Raw genomic sequence first — 16,994 nt, forward strand, 5'->3', positions numbered from 1 at the left:
TTACACGCGCATCGGCATCAAGACAAAAAGTGCCTCGGAATCGTTCAATCCCTTAATCATGGCTGGTGCAGATCCATCGGACAACAATATTTCTGCCCCCTCATCGCCAATCTGCGAGGTAATATCAACCAAATAGTTTGCATTAAAACCAATCTCAACAGGCTGATCAAATGGAAAGTCGACTTCCATTTCTTCCGTTGCATCACCTAATTCACTGCTCGCCGCCATAAGGGTTAACTTGTTATTAGCAACGATAATTTTAATGACCGGCAATTTGTCTGTTGTAACAGTCGCAACGCGATCAACCGCCTTAGCAAAATCTTTAGCATCAACAATAACGGGTTTATCATTACCACGTGGAATGGCTTGTTCATAATCAGGGTATGTTCCATCTACAAGGCGTGAGCTCAAGGTTGCTGTTGGCAACTTAAACTCAATCCGTTGAGAAGAAGCGCTGATTAAAATTTCAGTTTCAGGATTTGCATCATTGATCAACTTCCGAATTTCAGTAATCGTCTTACGCCCGACAATAATTCCCGGGATAGCTTCAGCCCCTTGCGGCACCGGTACCTCAATACAGGCCAAACGATGAGCGTCTGTTGCAACAGATCTAAATACTTTCTGCCCGTTAACTTCATGAGCATGGAAATAAATTCCGTTCAAGAAATAACGGGTCTCCTCAGTTGACATCGCAAAGCGAGACCGATCAATCAAATAACGTAGTTTTTCAGCTGTCAGTTTAAAACTAAATGGCAAATCATTTTGCGTTAGTTTCGGGAACTGCTCTGCTGGCAGCGTTGCAATATTAAAGCGTGACTTACCTGCCTTAAGCGTGAGTTGGTCATTTTCTGGATTTAAGGTTGCCTGAATTTGAATCCCGTCCGGCAGTTTACGTACAATTTCCAACAGCATATGAGCAGACACCGTAATCGCACCCGGCACTTCAACCACCGCCGGAACCTCTTCGACCAAGGCCAAGTCCATGTCTGTTGTGGTCATATGAATGGCCCCGCCTTCCCCTTGAATATGGACATGGCTCAAGATCGGAACAGTTGTCCGTTTTTCGACAACACTACTGCCATGGGATAGAGCCTTTAAAAACTCACTGCGTTCAACGGAAAACTTCATCGTACTAGACCTCCAATGTTCGTCTTAAAATAGTTAAATCTTCTAAAAATTCTTTGTCGCTGCCCATTAGTTCTTCAACTTTCTTAACAGCATGCAAAACAGTCGTATGATCCCGGCCACCAAACTTACGGCCAATATCAGGCAAAGAGCGGGATGTTAAAACTTTTGACAAGTACATAGCAATTTGACGCGGACGCGCCACATTTTGCGATCGGCGGGATGATTGCATATCAGACAGTTTAATGCTGAAATATTCGCACACCCGTTTTTGAATATCATCAACCGTCACCCGACGATCATTTGCTTTCAGCAAGTCACGCAAAACATCCTGAGTCATCTCAAGATTAATCTCACGTCCAACCAAGGTCGAATGCGCAATAATACGATTCAAAGCCCCTTCTAATTCGCGAACATTAGAAGCAATCTTAAATGCTAAAAATTCCAAAACATCCTTAGGGACAACGGCATGAAGAGTCTCAGCTTTTGACTGTAAAATACCCAAGCGCAATTCATAGGATGTGGGATGAATATCAGCAACCAAACCCCAACCTAAACGGGATTTTAGACGTTCTTCCATTCCTTCAAGATCTGATGGTGATTTATCAGCTGATACAATAACCTGATGATTACGATCAACTAACGCGTTGAATGTATGAAAAAACTCTTCTTGCGTCGTGTCCTTACCGCTAATAAACTGCACATCGTCAATCATCAGTACATCAACGGAACGGAATTGTTCCTTAAAGGCAACAGTGTCTTTGTACCGTAATGCCCGAATAAACTGATACATAAACTTTTCAGCAGACAAATAAATAACACGACGTTCAGGGTGACATTTCTTAATATGCCATGCAATAGCGTGCATCAAGTGAGTTTTACCAAGACCAACACCCCCATATAAAAACAAGGGATTAAACTGCACAGTCGCAGATTCAGCCACGCGCAAGGCCGCCGCATAAGCCAACTCATTAGGCTTACCTACAACGAAGTTCTCAAAAGTAAAACGCGGATCTAAGGTTGAGCCTATAAAGCTACCTTCGATGTCAATTTCTTCACCCTGTGTCACAACCATCGGATCCGGCACTGCAGCCTGAGCTATAGGAGCGACAGCGGGCGTTGACGTCTTCACAATTAAGTCAATTGTATCGATGGTCGGATTTAAATCTTGCCAGTGGTTACGGATTTTTTCGAGAAAGTTCGAGGCAACCCAATCTCGCATAAATCGAGTCGGAGCCGCCAATTGCACAAGACCACTCGCTGCACTGGTTAAAACCAAAGGAGCAATCCAACTGCGAAACGTAGCATCCCCCAATTCAGCCTGCAATCGCTGACAAACTAACGCCCATTCTTGGGGGATTCCCCCTTGATCTGATGCACGCGATTGAGATTGTTGAGCAAACCCCACGTATGAACCCTCTGAATTAAATGAAATATGTCTTCACATCATGACACAACCAAAACCATTTTGTCATTATTTTACATTGGCGTCACGGAGTTTTTTTGGTCAAACCTCAATTATCTGGACACCAGAAATTTGACTAAATTCATCGACACTGGTTCCTGTCATAAAAATCTGAAGATTTGCCCCATTTGCCAAGATACTCGCTACTTCTTGAAACAAGTAACCTCGATGATCTGCATCTAAATGCGCAACTACATCATCCAACAAGAGTAAAGTCAAACGGTCCCGGTATGAATCAAGCAACCGAATAAAGGCCAATGTCATAGCATGCAACAACATTTTTTGCTCTCCCGTGGAACACATCTCACCCGGCATATGCTTACCCAAATGGGTCACGTTAAGATCAGAACGATGGGGACCAATGGCCGCCCCTCCTGTTTGGGCATCCTGTAATCTTGATTGAGCCAGCGCTGCACGAATCTTATCTTCAACATCGACAGCAGCGCCATCACGACACCACTCATCAATATCCCCTATCATTTGCGCAAAATACCGTGGGAACGGAGAATTCGGATCATCGGACTGAGACGCCGTCAACTGACGCACCAACTGTGCCCGCGCAATGGTAATTGCGATACCATCTTCGGATAGTTTTCGCTCAATACTCGATAACCACTGTGGTTCCGCCGTTCCCTGACGCAACAATTGGCTCCGCTCTCTCAGATAATGTTCATAACGATTCAAACGTTCAGAGTGGGAGGGATTCAAGGCCATCACCATGCGATCAATGAACTTACGGCGAAGACTTCCGCCTTCTTGAAACAACCGCGCCATCGAAGGAATAACCCACACAATATTCAACCACTCGGACAGAGTCACCTGACTTTTAACCGGAACCTGATTAATTTTGATAAGACGGCGCTCTCCGCCAGACGGGCCAAAATCTAAGGCTGTGCCAAAGGGAATAGTCATGCCGCCCATATCAAAGGTTGCAGCAACAACCCACGGCTGCTCTTGCCCCACTTGACGCATTTCAGACAGTTTAGTGGATCGCAAGCCTCGTCCCTGGGAAAAAAGCGAGATCGCCTCTAACACATTAGTTTTACCAATACCATTATCCCCAACCAACGCAACTAAAGGAGATGTAAAAACAAACGATCGTTGGCTATAATTACGAAAGTGCACCAAGCTAAAAGCCTGGAGCATCGACGTCGGCTGGACAGATAATTTTTCACTAGTGATCATGTACCTAAGCTAGCATGAATTGGACTTTTCCTGAATCCTTTTGTCGACAAAACATCTTGACAATTTTAAATAAAATATCGCATAACTTGCGTAACCTAAGGGGGACTGTCATGAAGCGCATTATCTTAATCTTGTCTTTTTTTATCTGCTTGCCAACAACTTCCGTCTAAAACTGATTTTGCAGAACCCAACACCATTGCCGAATTAAAATCCGAGCCCATCACTATCAAACCATCAAAGCCAAAAATTCGTAAAAAGAAAGGGATTCACCCCGCGATACCAGCCTCTCTTAAACAGCCTGTATCGATCTCGATTGGTGAACACCTCTCCCTAAGTTCAGCTCTCCTGACCCTCGCCCAATCCAACAACATTGATATTCAACTTGCCCCAAATCTAGATCAACCTGTCGTTTTTTCTGCTCAAAGACGTCCTTTTATCAATGTCGTAGAAGATTTATGTGACCTAGCTGACTTGCGTTACACGATCAAAGGCAATGCCATTAAGATTGAGAAAGATACACCCTACCCCCACAACTATAACGTACAACACCTGAACTTAGCTCGGTCAACAGATAACCATACATCCATTGCCACAGATGTTTTTGCCAGCGGAACTGAGTTGAATGCGCCCTTAGACAACGGATCTAACAGCAACGTCACAGCCAAAGTTGAAAATGATTTTTGGTCGGAACTAAAAAGCAATCTCGAGGTCATTTTAGGGGAAACAGGAACATTTACTCTGCATCGCCAAGGCGGCATCATTACAGTTCGCGGCACATCTAAACACCACAAAGCCGTGGATAGCTACCTGAATAAACTCAAACAATCAACAACAACCCAAGTCCTGATTGAAGCCAAAGTCATTGAAGTTGCTCTTAAAGATGAATTTAAGGCCGGTATCAACTGGAGGCAACTGACAGGTGGTGTTTTCCGCGCATCAGCCCCTCTTGGCAAAATCGCCCAAGAAGGTAAACTGACCTCGCCCATGCACGCTCATCAAGATATCTTAAGTCTCGGCATTGACACCGGCGATTTCTCTGCCATTTTAAATGCCATAAAACAATTTGGCGCAACAAATACCCTATCCAGCCCTCGCTTAACTGTTCTTAATAACCAAAGTGCCATTCTTAAGGTCGCGCAAAATCAAGTTTATTTCCGCCTCCGCTATGACAAACAATACAATTTGAATATCAACCGCGAGTCCATCAATGTGGCCAGCGATATCCAAACAGTGCCGATTGGACTTGTGATGGCAGTTCAGCCCTCGATTGATGAGGACACAGAGGAAGTTATTTTATCATTGCGTCCAACAATTTCTCGCCTTAATCGATCCGTTTCCGACCCTGCTGTTGATATTGCTTATCAAGCCAGTGGTGGTGAAGGAGAGAGCCCTAAACCCTCGTTAATTCCTGTGGTTGAAGTTCGAGAAATTGATTCAGTCTTGAGGGTAAAGTCAGGCAAGATTGCGGTGTTAGGCGGACTCATGGAATCTCGCAAAGCGTTAGAAGATTCAAAGCTTCCTTGGTTTGGCGATATTCCTGGCATAGGCAAACTCGGGTCCGCTCGCTCTGACACCGATGAGGTTGTTGAATTAGTAATCCTACTCAAGGCAACGGTAATTGATGGCGACGAAGAATTATCCCCTGCGGATGAACGCCTAGCCTATAGCGTAGTTGATGATCCACGGCCACTTTAGGTTGCTTGAGAAAGATCTATTTTTTCCGATAAACTAAATAACTAGCCTGACGACCGGCATCAATTCCTTTTTGCTCATACCGCGTGATAAGCCATGGATCAAGACGATCATAAACAGAAGAACGACCTTGCATGTCCATGGAAAATTCAGGCCGCTTTGATAAAACATCCTGCATCCAATCAGCATAATCCTGAATATCCGTTGCCAGAATCAAATCGCCACCTGAACGCAATACCCTTGACAAATCATCAATCGTTGAATCACTGACAATTCGGCGTTTGTGGTGACGTTTTTTATGCCATGGATCAGGAAATAAAATATAAATTCGAGACAAACTCGCAGTTGGTAACGATTGCAATAAAACCCGTGCATCATCAATCACAACACGAACATTTTCCAAGGCATGGTCTTCCATATGCCCCAACAATCCGGCAACACCTGTAATGAAAGGCTCACACCCAACGAAACCAACATCTTCAGACTGACGCGCGCGCCAAGCAAGATGTTCTCCGCCGCCGAAACCAATTTCAAGAATGTAGTTATCATACCCAGGCATAACAGTAGGCAGATCAAGCGTTTTGCCAAAATCAACATGGAGCTGCAGTTGCGGCAACTCTTCCTCAAGTAATCGTTTTTGATTTATCTTTAACGGACGAGCTACCTTACGCCCCCATACTTTTCTATGTTGGTTAGTCATGAATTTATAATCCTATATTTTTTTGAAAAGTATCATACCTCTTGAATTTATTCGATGATTTTTTAGTAAAAAATCAGTATCATACAAAAAACATAAGGATAATAAACATGAAACCCGCAGCACGCATTCAAACAGCCATCGAGATACTCATTGAAATTTACACCAGTCAAACCCCTGCGGATGCAATTGCTCATTCCTATATAAGAGAGCGACGTTTCATCGGCTCTGGCGATCGCCGGGAAATCATGGAAATTGTGTACGGCGTTATGCGAAAGTTCTGGTATCTCGAAGGACTTTTAGATACTACGTTCAGTAACCCAGGCAACGACCCCATCCAATCTGCACGTCGTCATGTCATTGCCTATTTAATCAAGATCAAAAGCGAAAAAAATATATCGGATATTTTCTCAGGCGAAGAGTACGCGCCAAAACACTTGACCGCAGCTGAATTGAGCCTTGTTGAAAGATTATCAACAGAAAAAGTTGAGGTCGCAGAAAATGCTCAGTTATCAGCACCGGAATGGATTGTTGCTATCCTCAAAGAAACCCATCCCGAGACCTATCAAGGTATTTTAAAGTCACTGCAAACAGAGGCAAATGTTGACTTGCGCGTCAACACATTAAAAAATAACAGGGATACTGTCTTGCATAAACTCAATAAGTCAGGCGTAAAATGTACAATCACACTCCATTCACCTTGGGGGATTCGCCTCGCAGAACGCGCACCACTGGCACAGCACCCATTGATGAAAGATGGATCCATTGAAATCCAGGATGAAGGGTCTCAACTGATTGCCCAGTTATGTGATCCAAAGCCCGGCATGGCTGTCTGGGATTATTGCGCAGGCGCAGGCGGGAAAACTCTAGCCCTAGCTGCTATGATGAATAACAAAGGACGGATTATTGCAACGGATACAGTTGCTTGGCGTCTTAAAAATGCACCACAACGACTGCGTCGTGCTGGCGTTCATAACGTTGAAACCCGCATCTTAGACGAAGAATCTGCAAAATGGGTTAAACGTCAAGCTGGCAAGTTCGACTGTGTTTTGGTCGATGCCCCGTGTTCGGGATCCGGAACGTGGCGTCGTAATCCTGAACTGCGCTGGAGAATGGATGAAACCGGTTTTGGCGAATTGCTCGCTAAACAACAAGATATCCTGACTAAAGCAGCTAAACTCGTTACAGCAGGCGGGCGCTTGGTTTATGCAACATGCTCTATTTTATCCCCCGAAAACCGTGGACAGATCGAAGCATTCCTAAAAAAACACCCCGACTTCAAACTAGACAACGATAAAATTCTCGAGCTTAATCCTTTTGAGCACGGAACCGACGGCTTTTTTGCTGCTGCACTCATTCGCCATTAGACGGGTGCAGCTTTTTCCAAGCAAAATACCCTCCGGTAACTAACGTCACTAGTAATCCGGCAGATATTAGGAATATATATTTTTCGACAACAGCAAATTCAATCGCATCAATCAGGCCACCCAGTAAATACCCACCGGTACAACTGATTGATGTCCATACCAACGCCGCAATAAAGTTAAGCGGGATAAACCGACGTGGCGGAACACCAGCAGTACCAATCACAATTGGACTAACAATCCGAATACCGTAAATAAATCGGAAGCTTAGGATAAACCAAATATCCCATTTATGAAGTAACTGAAACGCTTTTTCTGACGGGGCTTTTAACTTAGGAAAACGATTTATAATTTTGTGACCATACAACCGTCCAACATAATACAAACCTTGATCAGCAACAAGTGTCCCCATAAACGCAATAGCAACAATCTTAGCAATGGAAAGATATCCCATATACGCCATAACACAGGCGGTTAGGATCACACTCTCTCCTTCAACCATAGAGCCCAAAAGGACAGCTATATAGCCCCATTCTTTAACGATTTCGATAAAATGTTCCAAAGCAAAACCCCACTCTTTACATATACTTAAGGTATGGGGCTTTTACGAAAAAAAATCAAGAAAATCTAAGCGTTACTGACAGGAAAAAGAGATCTCATCCAACCTTAAATGTTAAACGTTGGTTACCACGGCGCACAACCATAGATTTCATCCCATCTTTGACGAGTCGCCTAAAATCATCCACAGACTTTACTGTTTCTCCGTCTGTTTCTTCAATGATATCCCCAGCTTGAAACAAAGATAAACCGAAACCATTGGCCCGCGCAGCACCTTTGACGATAATAACGCCCGTTAACATAGAATCCAGCCCTAATTCACTGGCCATTGCTGGCGTAAGGTTGGCAATTTCACATCCGGCCAAAGGATTACGACCAGCTATTTTAATTGGTTTTTCTTGTTTATCACCAGGAGGAAGAATCGCTTTGGTTTTTATTTTCTTTTCTTCGCCTTTGCGATGAACTGTTAAAGTTAATTCCTGATCAGGTTTCATTTCCAGCATCTTAAGATCAAAAGCATCCTTAGATTCAATAGAATTATCATCAACAGCACTGATAACGTCCCCCTGTTGCAGCCCTTCTTTCTTTGCAGGGCTCAGATCATGAATTGCCATCACAAAAATCCCCTTAACCCCCTTAAGGCCAAAAGATTCCGCTTTATCTGCATCAAGGGTCTCAACTTTAAATCCGATCCAAGGTCGTATGTATTTACCATCTTTGGCCGACAACCCTAATAACGGTTTAATTGTCGAAACAGGAATAGCAAACCCAATACCAAGATTAGCCCCGGTCTTCGATAAAATTGCATTCGGTATGCCAATTAACTCACCCTTCATATTAATCAAAGCACCGCCTGAATTCCCTGGATTAATTGGTGCATCTGTTTGCAAAAGCACTCGCCCGTCCACGTTACGTGTTTTGGCTGAAATAATTCCATTCGTTACGGTGTGACCGATTCCAAACGGATTCCCAAAAGCTAAAACTAAATCGCCAGACTCAGAGTCATCTTGATTAACCAAGGAAACAAAAGGGATTTTCTCACTAACTTTTTCCAAAGACAAAATTGCAATATCATTTTGTGTATCAACCACATTTATTTTTGCTGGAAACTCTCGATTATCCGATAGCTTCACTTTAATTTCTTTTGAATTATGAACAACGTGAGCACACGTAACGATTGTTCCTTTGTCATCAATCATAACGCCAGATCCCATCGATTTCGCCATCTCTTGCCGCGGCAGCTGCGGATATAAAAAGAATTGGTTAAAGAAATCTTCGTCAAACAAGGGATTGATCTGACGTTCTACAAGTTGTGTAGTATAAATGGATACAATGGCAGGCTCAATCTTCTTAACAATAGGGGCAAAACTAAGATTAATCTCCTGTTTTGATACAGGAGCACCGGCATGAACACTATTAAGACTTAGAATAATTAATATAAAATATAACATTCCCCCTCCAATTCCTTGATATAGTCGTTCCAATTTGGAATGATTACAGTGTAAACAGTACTTATTAATAGTCTACTAAATTAGAGAAAGAATATCTTCCTTAACTTTTTCTTAGTTTTTTTCTGATAATTTCATTATAATTAACATTAGCATGACCTTAGTGCCTTGATTTTTAAGAATTAGATGTGAAGAATCCTACCCCATTAAATCATTCTCTAAAAGATTTTTACACCCGCATTGACCGCAAGGTTCTCAGGATCTTTGCTCTCGGTTTTGTAAGCGGCCTCCCCTTTCTATTGACGCTATCAACGCTCAGCTATTGGTTAGCTGAGGAAGGCATCAGCAAGACAGCCATCGGCCTTTTTATGATTGTAAGCCTCCCTTATAGTTTTAAATTTATCTGGGCTCCGTTGACCGATCATGTGGCAATCCCATATCTGACTAGACGTATTGGCAATCGACGCTCATGGTTACTGTCTTCTCAAATCTTACTAACGCTCAGCATTTTCATCATGGGTTTTTGTGATCCCAGCAAAAGTCTATTCGCTCTGGGATGTCTTGCTACCTGCGTTTCTTTTTTTTCAGCAACACAAGATATCGTGATTGATGCTTATCGCATTGAGACCATCTGTCAAAAAAATTGCGGAACAGCTGCTGCCTTTGAAACGATTGGGTTTCGTTTCGGCATGTTAATCTCGGGAGCAGGAGCTCTCTATCTCGCCCACTTAGTTGACTGGAAAACAGCCTATCATGCCATGGCGTGTCTTAGTGCTTGCACGATATTACTCACATTGTCTATCCCGGAACCAACAGTAAAAAACTTGGTCAAAATAGACTTCCAAAAATCTTATAGGAAGCTCTCTGAGCGTCTCACCGCGTACTTACTTCTTCCCATACGCCAATTTAACGCAGAAAATAATTTGAGCACGATTTTGTTGTTCATTTTCTTCTTTAAGCTTACCGATACAATCCTTAACTCCATGAGCGCGCCTTTCTTATGTGATATTGGCTTTAGTAAAATTGAATTTGCCAATGTCTCAAAGGTTTTTGGCATCAGCCTTATGGTCATCGGTGGTCTATTAGGTGGTCTCATGATCCAACGGTTAGGCATCTATCAATCCGCAGTTATGTGCGTAGCCCTTCAGGCCATGTCAACATTAATGTTTACGATCCAAGCTCTTGTGGGCTATGATACATCCGTTTTAATTATTACCGTAGGCGCAGAAAGTTTGTGTTCAGGCATGACCTCAACCATTTTTATTGCTTTGCTCTCCGGATTCTGCATGCAACCACACACAGCATCGCATTTTACCCTTCTCTACTCTTTTGGCTCGTTATCACGAGTTTGCACATCCGCTCTTGCTGGGTGGTTGGCCGATCACATCGCGTGGCCCCTTCTGTTTTTAGGGTGTTTTGGCGTTTTAGTCCCGACAATTCTATTATTAAACAAAATTTTATTACCAGAAGAATCCCTAGCATCCTCTCAATCAAAACAATCTGTGGCTTGATTCTTAATCACCATGACCTACCCTCTTTACTACAACTAGGGGGCTATCATGAAAACTTTTTTACTCTTAGGCCTTGCCTTTGCGCTTTCAGCCTGCGTTGTCGAGGAACGACATCGCCCTTATGTTTCACGCTATGACCAACGGGATATTGTTGTCTATGGTGGACCACGGTATGTTGAGCCACCCCGTCATCAGGGTTGGTATAAACATCATAAACACCATCGTCACCGGGATCACGTCATTGTTCGGTATTAAACTGAGAAAAAACCTATAGGCCATATACTCTAAATATGGTATGTATTAAGTACACTTATACTCAGCAAGAAAACTGTTTTTCTGTACATTAATAGATTGTTAAATCTAAATTGTTTAAAATCAAAGTACAGTAATTTTGGTTTGTTAATGGCGATAGAATGAAAAAAATAAATTTTAATGACCTAGTCTCAAAGGACAAAGTCCCCTACATTATTGGCGGTGTTTTAGCTGGCGCATTGGGTTTATGGGTTATCGGAAAAGTAACAGGGCCTCTTTTTAGCCCCTATATCAAGGATGCTTGTCGTAGTTATTTAGGCGAAGATTCAGCTCGATCTGCCCGCCAAAACCAACCCGTTATTGTTGAGATGACCCGCATAAAACGGGGCAAAATCACACGTCGTATTGATACCGTTGGCCAGCTAAGAGCCAACAACGAAGTGACGCTGCGCTCTGAAATGGCAGGACGCATTAATGAGATTAAATTCAATGAAGGTGAGCATATTGATAAAGATGCTGTTCTGATCCAATTCGAAGATGCCGACTTGCGTGCAGAACTCGAAGCAGCTCGAGCAGAACTCACTTTGCGCGACGCCGACCATCAACGGTTAACCCAACTCAGAGAAAAACGCATTGAAAGTATCAAGAAATACGATGAAGCTAAAGCTGCATTCGAAGCTGCCAAAGCACGGGTTGATAAAGCGCAAGCTGCCCTTGATAAAGCTACGATCAAAGCCCCGTTTGAAGGCACAATTGGTTTAATTGATATTGATCCGGGAGCATTTGTCCAAGCTGCACAAGATCTCGTTAAACTTGTTGATAATACGCCAATTTATGCTGATTTCAAAGTGCCTGAAAAGTATCTCCACGACATATCCGTCGGACAATTAGCAGAAATCAAAGTTGACGCATTTCCGGATCAAAAATTTGTCGCAACCGTTGAAGCCATTGATTCCAGTGTCGACGGACAAAGCCACTCGATTGCTTTACGAGCAACCATTCCTAATGATGACGGACGACTCAGGTCAGGATTATACGCGAATGTCAGCCTTATTATTGGTGAAAAACCGGATGCACTCTTAATCCCCGAATCAGCATTGATCCGTGACGGCAACAAAGAAATGGTCTATGTGGTTCATGAAGGAAAAGCTCACCCGATTAACGTTCTAACAGGAACACGTGAAAATGGTATGGTGGAAGTTTTGACGAACCTCAAAGAAGACCTGAACGTCGTTACTGCAGGACAAATCAAACTCGTCCCGGGCCGTGCTGTCATGACCCAAGGTCCAAAGCCGGAAGATGCGCTAAAAGCCCTTGCGAGTGGACTTGAAAAAGCAAAGAAAGAGGCGCAAAAAACGACATCTGACGATAAAACAAAAACAGACCAAAAACCTGTAGACAAAGAAACATCTCAAGATGAGAAATCGTCTGGCGCCAAAGCTTCAGGAGCTAAAGATAAAAAAGAAGTAACATCGTCTGAAGATAAAACAAAAACAGACAACAAAAAAGAAGAGAAGTAAACCGGGAAAGGGTACCAACCATGAGTTTATCAGAAGTTTGCATTAAACGACCCGTTTTCTCTTGGGTTATGACCTTGGTTTTGATTTTGCTCGGGATTGTTGGATACTCTCGTCTTCACTTGTTGCACAAACCTGCGGTTGATGTGCCTTATGTTACAATCGAATCCCATTTAAATGGTGCAGCCCCGGAAGTTGTCGAAGCCCAAGTTACCCGTGTCATAGAAGAAGCCATTTCAGGGATCGAAGGGATACAGCACTTTGAGTCGACAAGCTCACCTGAAACATCAAAAATTTCCATCGAGTTCATGCCAACACGTCGTATTGATGATGCTGTCAACGATGTACGCGACCGCTTAGCCAAAATTCAAAACCAGCTCCCTCATGAAATGGAAGCTCCCACATTAACGCGTTCAAAGAATGATGACCGACCAATCATGACAATCGCTCTTACAAGCGACAAAACTGAACCGAGCGAACTCCAAGATTTTGCCAAAAATGACATTGAAAAAGAACTCGAAGCCATTGACGGTGTCTCCAACGTTGAAGTTGTGGGTGGTGGTCTTTATAAAATGCGCCTAAAACTAGACCCTGTAAAAATGTCAGGGTATGGCATTACTGTAACTGAGGTTATCCAAGCTATTCGTCAGCAGAACGTGGAAAAGCCCGCAGGAAAATTAATCAGCAAGGATCGTGAATATCTAGTTACAACCGTCGCCGGATCCGAAACCCCCGAAGAATTTGCTCAATTACCAATTGCCAATAAAGACGGTACATTGATCATGCTCAAAGATATTGGTAAGGCTGAAATGAGCACGATGGACACCAAGACGAAGACTTATTTCAATGGAAAGTTAGGCGTTAGCATCAGTGTCTTTAAACAGTCGACAGCCAACCCGGTTGATGTCGCTCGCCGACTCAGAGCCGCCATGCCGAAAATTCAAGAACACATTCCGGATGACATGACCTTGCGCATCGGATCAGATACAGCACGCTTTATCGAAGATGCCTTGAATCGGATCCAACAAACACTGTTCGAAGCTTTTATTTTCGTGACGCTTGTGGTCTTTTTGTTTTTGCGTTCAGCACGTGCGTCAGTGATCCCGCTTGTCACGATTCCAATCTCGTTGATTGCAACATTCTTTGTGATGTACTTGTTGAATTTCTCCATCAACACCTTAACATTGATGGCAATGGTCTTAGCCATTGGTTTAGTTGTTGACGATGCAATTGTTGTTTTAGAAAACATCTATCGTCGGATTGAACAAGGTGAAAAGCCACTCATTGCCGCAGTCAGAGGGATGCGTGAAATTACCTTTGCGGTTATCGCCATGACCCTAACATTAGCAGCCGTTTACACACCTTTTGCCCTGATTACAGGAACTGTCGGAAAAACCTTTACGGAATATGCCATTACCCTAGCAGTCGCCGTTATTTTCTCTGGCTTTGCAGCCTTGACCCTGTCCCCAATGATGTGTTCCAGACTCTTAGGCCATGATGAAGACACGATCGGCAGTAAATCAGCCAATTGGTGGACGTCATTCAAAAATAAAATCCGCACAGATATCTGGCTTGATAAATCAGAGGTTTTGTACAGAGACTATCTAGCAAAAGCGATTGATAAACCTAAAAACCTCCTCATAACAACAGCAATCTTTTGCGCCCTTGGTATCGCAGCATTTTTTTCCTTGCCCCGCGAATTCTTTCCCTACGAAGATCAAGGAAAAATCTATATTGATGGCCAATCCAGTCCGTCATCAACCCTCGAATTTACAGATCGCTATGTAAAGCAAATCGATGATATTCTCGCTCAGATCCCAGAAGTTGTTCGCCGCGTTGTGAATATTAAAAACCCAACATATGATATCGTTGTTGAGCTTGATCGTAGCCGTGGTCGATCAACACAACAAGTTGTGGAAGAAATTCGTAAAAAGCTGGAAATTGTTCCGGGTGTCTCGGTTAAATTCGGAAGCATGGGTGGAGCCGCTGAAACAAACAATACGGTACAGTTTATTGTTGGCGCTAACAAAACAATTAAGGAAATAAAAGGGTATGCCGAAGTTATGAAGGATAATCTGTATGCCAACCCGGATATTGTTCAATACATCCTGAGCACGCCTCTTCCTGATACCGAAGAGTATAAACTAACGATTCGCCGGAATAAGGCATCATCTCTCGGGGTTGACCCCGGTGCCATTGCGGATACAATCGATGCCCTTGTCCGAGGCCGAAAAGCAGGGACATTTAAACGTCAGAACCGCCTCTATGACGTCATGGTTGAAGTGATCGACGAAGCCCGTCAAACACCCAACGATATAACCAATCTCTTTATGAAAGCCAACGACAAAAAGGGAACGCTAGTACCAATTTCAGAATTGATCGATGTGAACTCTGCGACAGGGTCATCACAAATCTTTAGGTATAATAAGAATCGTTCCGTCAGTATGACTGCTGTTCTAAACCGCGGTATCGGTCTAACTGAAGGAATTGGGCTTGTCAGCCAAATTCGCAAAAATGATTTACCCAAAGATGTTCGTGTTGAATTCATTGGTGAAACCCGTAAATATATTGATGAATCTCAAAGTATCTTATTAATTGTCGGCCTTGCACTTGCCTTTATTTACCTTGTGCTTGCTGCCCAGTTTGAAAGTTGGGTTGATCCGTTTATTATCCTGCTATCTGTTCCTTTATCTGTTGCTGGGGGATTGATAACTCTTGCCCTAGTTCAAGATGGGACACTGAATGTTTATAGTCAAATTGGGCTTGTGACGCTTATTGGTTTAATTACAAAGCATGGCATTTTGATCGTGGACTTTACGAATAAATTACGTGACGACGGCCAATCAAAAGTTGAGGCGTTAATCCACGCTTGCGAATTACGTTTACGCCCAATTTTGATGACAACATTCGCCATGGTCTTAGGTGCTGTCCCCTTAGCTTTGGCTACAGGTGCCGGATCAGAAAGCATTCGTCAAATCGGCTTTGTTATTGTCGGAGGGATGAGTTTTGGTACAATCTTTACATTGTTCATTCTACCCTTGGTTTATTTAATAATTTCCCCCAACAAACGTAAAATCATCTCAATTGCTGAGGCTTAAGGTCATCGATGACACACCTGTTTAATCGGTCATTGCAACTTAAGCGCGGACTGCGGCATTCAAATCCTGATGATCCTATACATCAATATCTTGCTGCTTTAATCAAGGATCGCCTCGCTTATGTCTTAAGAGAATTTTCACAAATTTTGATTATTGGCGATCTTAATCTTGATTTTCCTAAAGCTTCTGTTTTTCGCATTCCACAGGATATCTGCGCAATATCTGATTTCCTCCCCTTTGGCGAGGCAACTTTTGATCTTGTAATCAGTTACATGGATTTACACCACGCCAATGATATTCCTGGTATCCTTAGACAAATTAATTATTCGCTTAAACCGGACGGCTTATTCTTAGGGTGTTTTCTAGGCGGGAATTCACTATGGCAAATTCGAGCCGCTGCCCAAAAAGCAGAACTTCTCGTTCGCCAGGGGTGCAGTCCACGTGTTGCCCCCATGATCTCATTACATGATGCGGCATCCTTGCTCCAACGTGCAGAATTTGCTATCCCTGTTCTGGACCACGAAACAATCACTATCACTGAAGCAACAGGGGTTAAGCTCCTAAAACGCATACAAAAACTTGGGTTGAGCAATTCACTTCATAACGGATACAAAGGCTTAAGCGGTAAAGATTTTATGGCTAACTTATATTCAATCCTTGAAAAGGAACATCATAACTCTGTGGAATTGGATTGCCTATTTTTGTCAGGCTGGGCGCCTGCCCCCAATCAACAAAAAGCCCTACCCCGTGGAAGCGGCCAAATCTTCTTAGGGAGTATCCTTAATTAAAGGGGACAAATTAACCAGAACAATATCTTCGTCTATTCTCAGAATTTTATTACGACTTGTCTGTCCTTGAACAATCTTAATCCCGGATTTCGGTACTTTAAGTTGCTTAGCTAACAAAGCAATCAAAGCTTTATTAGCCTTGTTATCCTCTGGAATAGCCGTCACTGAAACTTTCAAATAGAAAGTACCATCCATTTCAAAAACACCATTTATTCCTGCTTTTTTAGCACTCGGTGTCAGTCGGATATTCAGCAAAATATGATCGTTAAAAACTCGATAAAATGTCATTGATTT

The 16,994-nt window shown here is 43.0% G+C and carries 14 protein-coding genes; 7 read left to right on the forward strand and 7 right to left on the reverse strand.

What is annotated here, in order from left to right; genetic code table 11:
• The 3 genes from dnaN to recF form a co-directional block, all read right to left on the reverse strand.
• On the reverse strand, positions 1-1,128 hold the full coding sequence (gene dnaN, locus KF820_02570) for a DNA polymerase III subunit beta (GenBank protein MBX3457231.1): 1,128 nt from the start codon (positions 1,126-1,128) through the stop codon (positions 1-3).
• 4 nt (positions 1,129-1,132) lie between these two features.
• The gene (dnaA, locus tag KF820_02575) at positions 1,133-2,533 is read right to left on the reverse strand and encodes a chromosomal replication initiator protein DnaA (GenBank protein ID MBX3457232.1); all 1,401 of its coding nucleotides are present in this window, start codon (positions 2,531-2,533) and stop codon (positions 1,133-1,135) included.
• A 99-nt stretch (positions 2,534-2,632) separates the two neighbouring features.
• Positions 2,633-3,775 (reverse strand): DNA replication/repair protein RecF, encoded by a 1,143-nt coding sequence (gene recF / locus KF820_02580; GenBank protein ID MBX3457233.1) that lies wholly within the window; start codon positions 3,773-3,775, stop codon positions 2,633-2,635.
• A 471-nt stretch (positions 3,776-4,246) separates the two neighbouring features.
• On the opposite strand from recF, the gene KF820_02585 reads away from it, so the two are divergent.
• The gene (locus KF820_02585; GenBank protein MBX3457234.1) at positions 4,247-5,470 is read left to right on the forward strand and encodes a hypothetical protein; all 1,224 of its coding nucleotides are present in this window, start codon (positions 4,247-4,249) and stop codon (positions 5,468-5,470) included.
• 16 nt (positions 5,471-5,486) lie between these two features.
• On the opposite strand, the gene trmB is transcribed toward KF820_02585, so the two are convergent.
• Positions 5,487-6,167 (reverse strand): tRNA (guanosine(46)-N7)-methyltransferase TrmB, encoded by a 681-nt coding sequence (gene trmB, locus KF820_02590; GenBank protein MBX3457235.1) that lies wholly within the window; start codon positions 6,165-6,167, stop codon positions 5,487-5,489.
• Positions 6,168-6,274: 107 nt separating this feature from the next.
• Here trmB and KF820_02595 point away from each other — a divergent pair, with 107 nt between their 5' ends.
• Positions 6,275-7,531 carry an RsmB/NOP family class I SAM-dependent RNA methyltransferase gene (locus KF820_02595; protein MBX3457236.1) on the forward strand — a complete coding sequence of 419 codons (1,257 nt, stop codon included), beginning with the start codon at positions 6,275-6,277 and terminating at the stop codon, positions 7,529-7,531.
• On the opposite strand, the gene KF820_02600 is transcribed toward KF820_02595, so the two are convergent.
• Positions 7,518-8,090: a DedA family protein gene (locus tag KF820_02600; protein ID MBX3457237.1), complete on the reverse strand. Its 573-nt coding sequence runs from the start codon at positions 8,088-8,090 to the stop codon at positions 7,518-7,520. The two genes, KF820_02595 and KF820_02600, sit on opposite strands and share 14 nt — an antisense overlap.
• A gap of 94 nt (positions 8,091-8,184) precedes the next feature.
• Positions 8,185-9,537: a trypsin-like peptidase domain-containing protein gene (locus KF820_02605; protein MBX3457238.1), complete on the reverse strand. Its 1,353-nt coding sequence runs from the start codon at positions 9,535-9,537 to the stop codon at positions 8,185-8,187.
• Positions 9,538-9,722: 185 nt separating this feature from the next.
• On the opposite strand from KF820_02605, the gene KF820_02610 reads away from it, so the two are divergent.
• From KF820_02610 to KF820_02630, 5 genes are all read left to right on the forward strand, one after another.
• Positions 9,723-11,045: an MFS transporter gene (locus KF820_02610; protein ID MBX3457239.1), complete on the forward strand. Its 1,323-nt coding sequence runs from the start codon at positions 9,723-9,725 to the stop codon at positions 11,043-11,045.
• 48 nt (positions 11,046-11,093) lie between these two features.
• Entirely contained in the window at positions 11,094-11,300 is a 207-nt protein-coding gene (locus KF820_02615; GenBank protein MBX3457240.1) for a hypothetical protein, read from the forward strand.
• A 158-nt stretch (positions 11,301-11,458) separates the two neighbouring features.
• On the forward strand, positions 11,459-12,817 hold the full coding sequence (locus KF820_02620) for an efflux RND transporter periplasmic adaptor subunit (GenBank protein ID MBX3457241.1): 1,359 nt from the start codon (positions 11,459-11,461) through the stop codon (positions 12,815-12,817).
• A 20-nt stretch (positions 12,818-12,837) separates the two neighbouring features.
• Entirely contained in the window at positions 12,838-15,912 is a 3,075-nt protein-coding gene (locus KF820_02625; GenBank protein MBX3457242.1) for an efflux RND transporter permease subunit, read from the forward strand.
• A gap of 8 nt (positions 15,913-15,920) precedes the next feature.
• Positions 15,921-16,700: a methyltransferase domain-containing protein gene (locus tag KF820_02630; protein ID MBX3457243.1), complete on the forward strand. Its 780-nt coding sequence runs from the start codon at positions 15,921-15,923 to the stop codon at positions 16,698-16,700.
• Here the strand turns inward: KF820_02630 and KF820_02635 are convergent.
• A complete protein-coding gene (locus tag KF820_02635) occupies positions 16,680-16,988 on the reverse strand; it encodes a DUF167 domain-containing protein (protein ID MBX3457244.1) in 309 nt (102 codons plus the stop codon). The genes KF820_02630 and KF820_02635 overlap by 21 nt on opposite strands.
• Between the last annotated feature and the right edge of the window lie 6 nt (positions 16,989-16,994).

The organism is Candidatus Paracaedibacteraceae bacterium (assembly GCA_019636055.1).
GTDB lineage: Bacteria > Pseudomonadota > Alphaproteobacteria > Paracaedibacterales > Paracaedibacteraceae > Paracaedibacter.

Bases quoted from the DNA above. Each gene is read 5' to 3' on its own strand.
- dnaN (MBX3457231.1), bottom strand. From the start codon at position 1,128: ATGAAGTTTTCCGTTGAACGCAGTGAGTTTTTAAAGGCTCTATCCCAT.
- recF (MBX3457233.1), bottom strand. From the start codon at position 3,775: ATGATCACTAGTGAAAAATTATCTGTCCAGCCGACGTCGATGCTCCAG.
- trmB (MBX3457235.1), bottom strand. From the start codon at position 6,167: ATGACTAACCAACATAGAAAAGTATGGGGGCGTAAGGTAGCTCGTCCG.
- KF820_02595 (MBX3457236.1), top strand. From the start codon at position 6,275: ATGAAACCCGCAGCACGCATTCAAACAGCCATCGAGATACTCATTGAA.
- KF820_02605 (MBX3457238.1), bottom strand. From the start codon at position 9,537: ATGTTATATTTTATATTAATTATTCTAAGTCTTAATAGTGTTCATGCC.
- KF820_02615 (MBX3457240.1), top strand. From the start codon at position 11,094: ATGAAAACTTTTTTACTCTTAGGCCTTGCCTTTGCGCTTTCAGCCTGC.
- KF820_02620 (MBX3457241.1), top strand. From the start codon at position 11,459: ATGAAAAAAATAAATTTTAATGACCTAGTCTCAAAGGACAAAGTCCCC.
- KF820_02625 (MBX3457242.1), top strand. From the start codon at position 12,838: ATGAGTTTATCAGAAGTTTGCATTAAACGACCCGTTTTCTCTTGGGTT.
- KF820_02630 (MBX3457243.1), top strand. From the start codon at position 15,921: ATGACACACCTGTTTAATCGGTCATTGCAACTTAAGCGCGGACTGCGG.
- KF820_02635 (MBX3457244.1), bottom strand. From the start codon at position 16,988: ATGACATTTTATCGAGTTTTTAACGATCATATTTTGCTGAATATCCGA.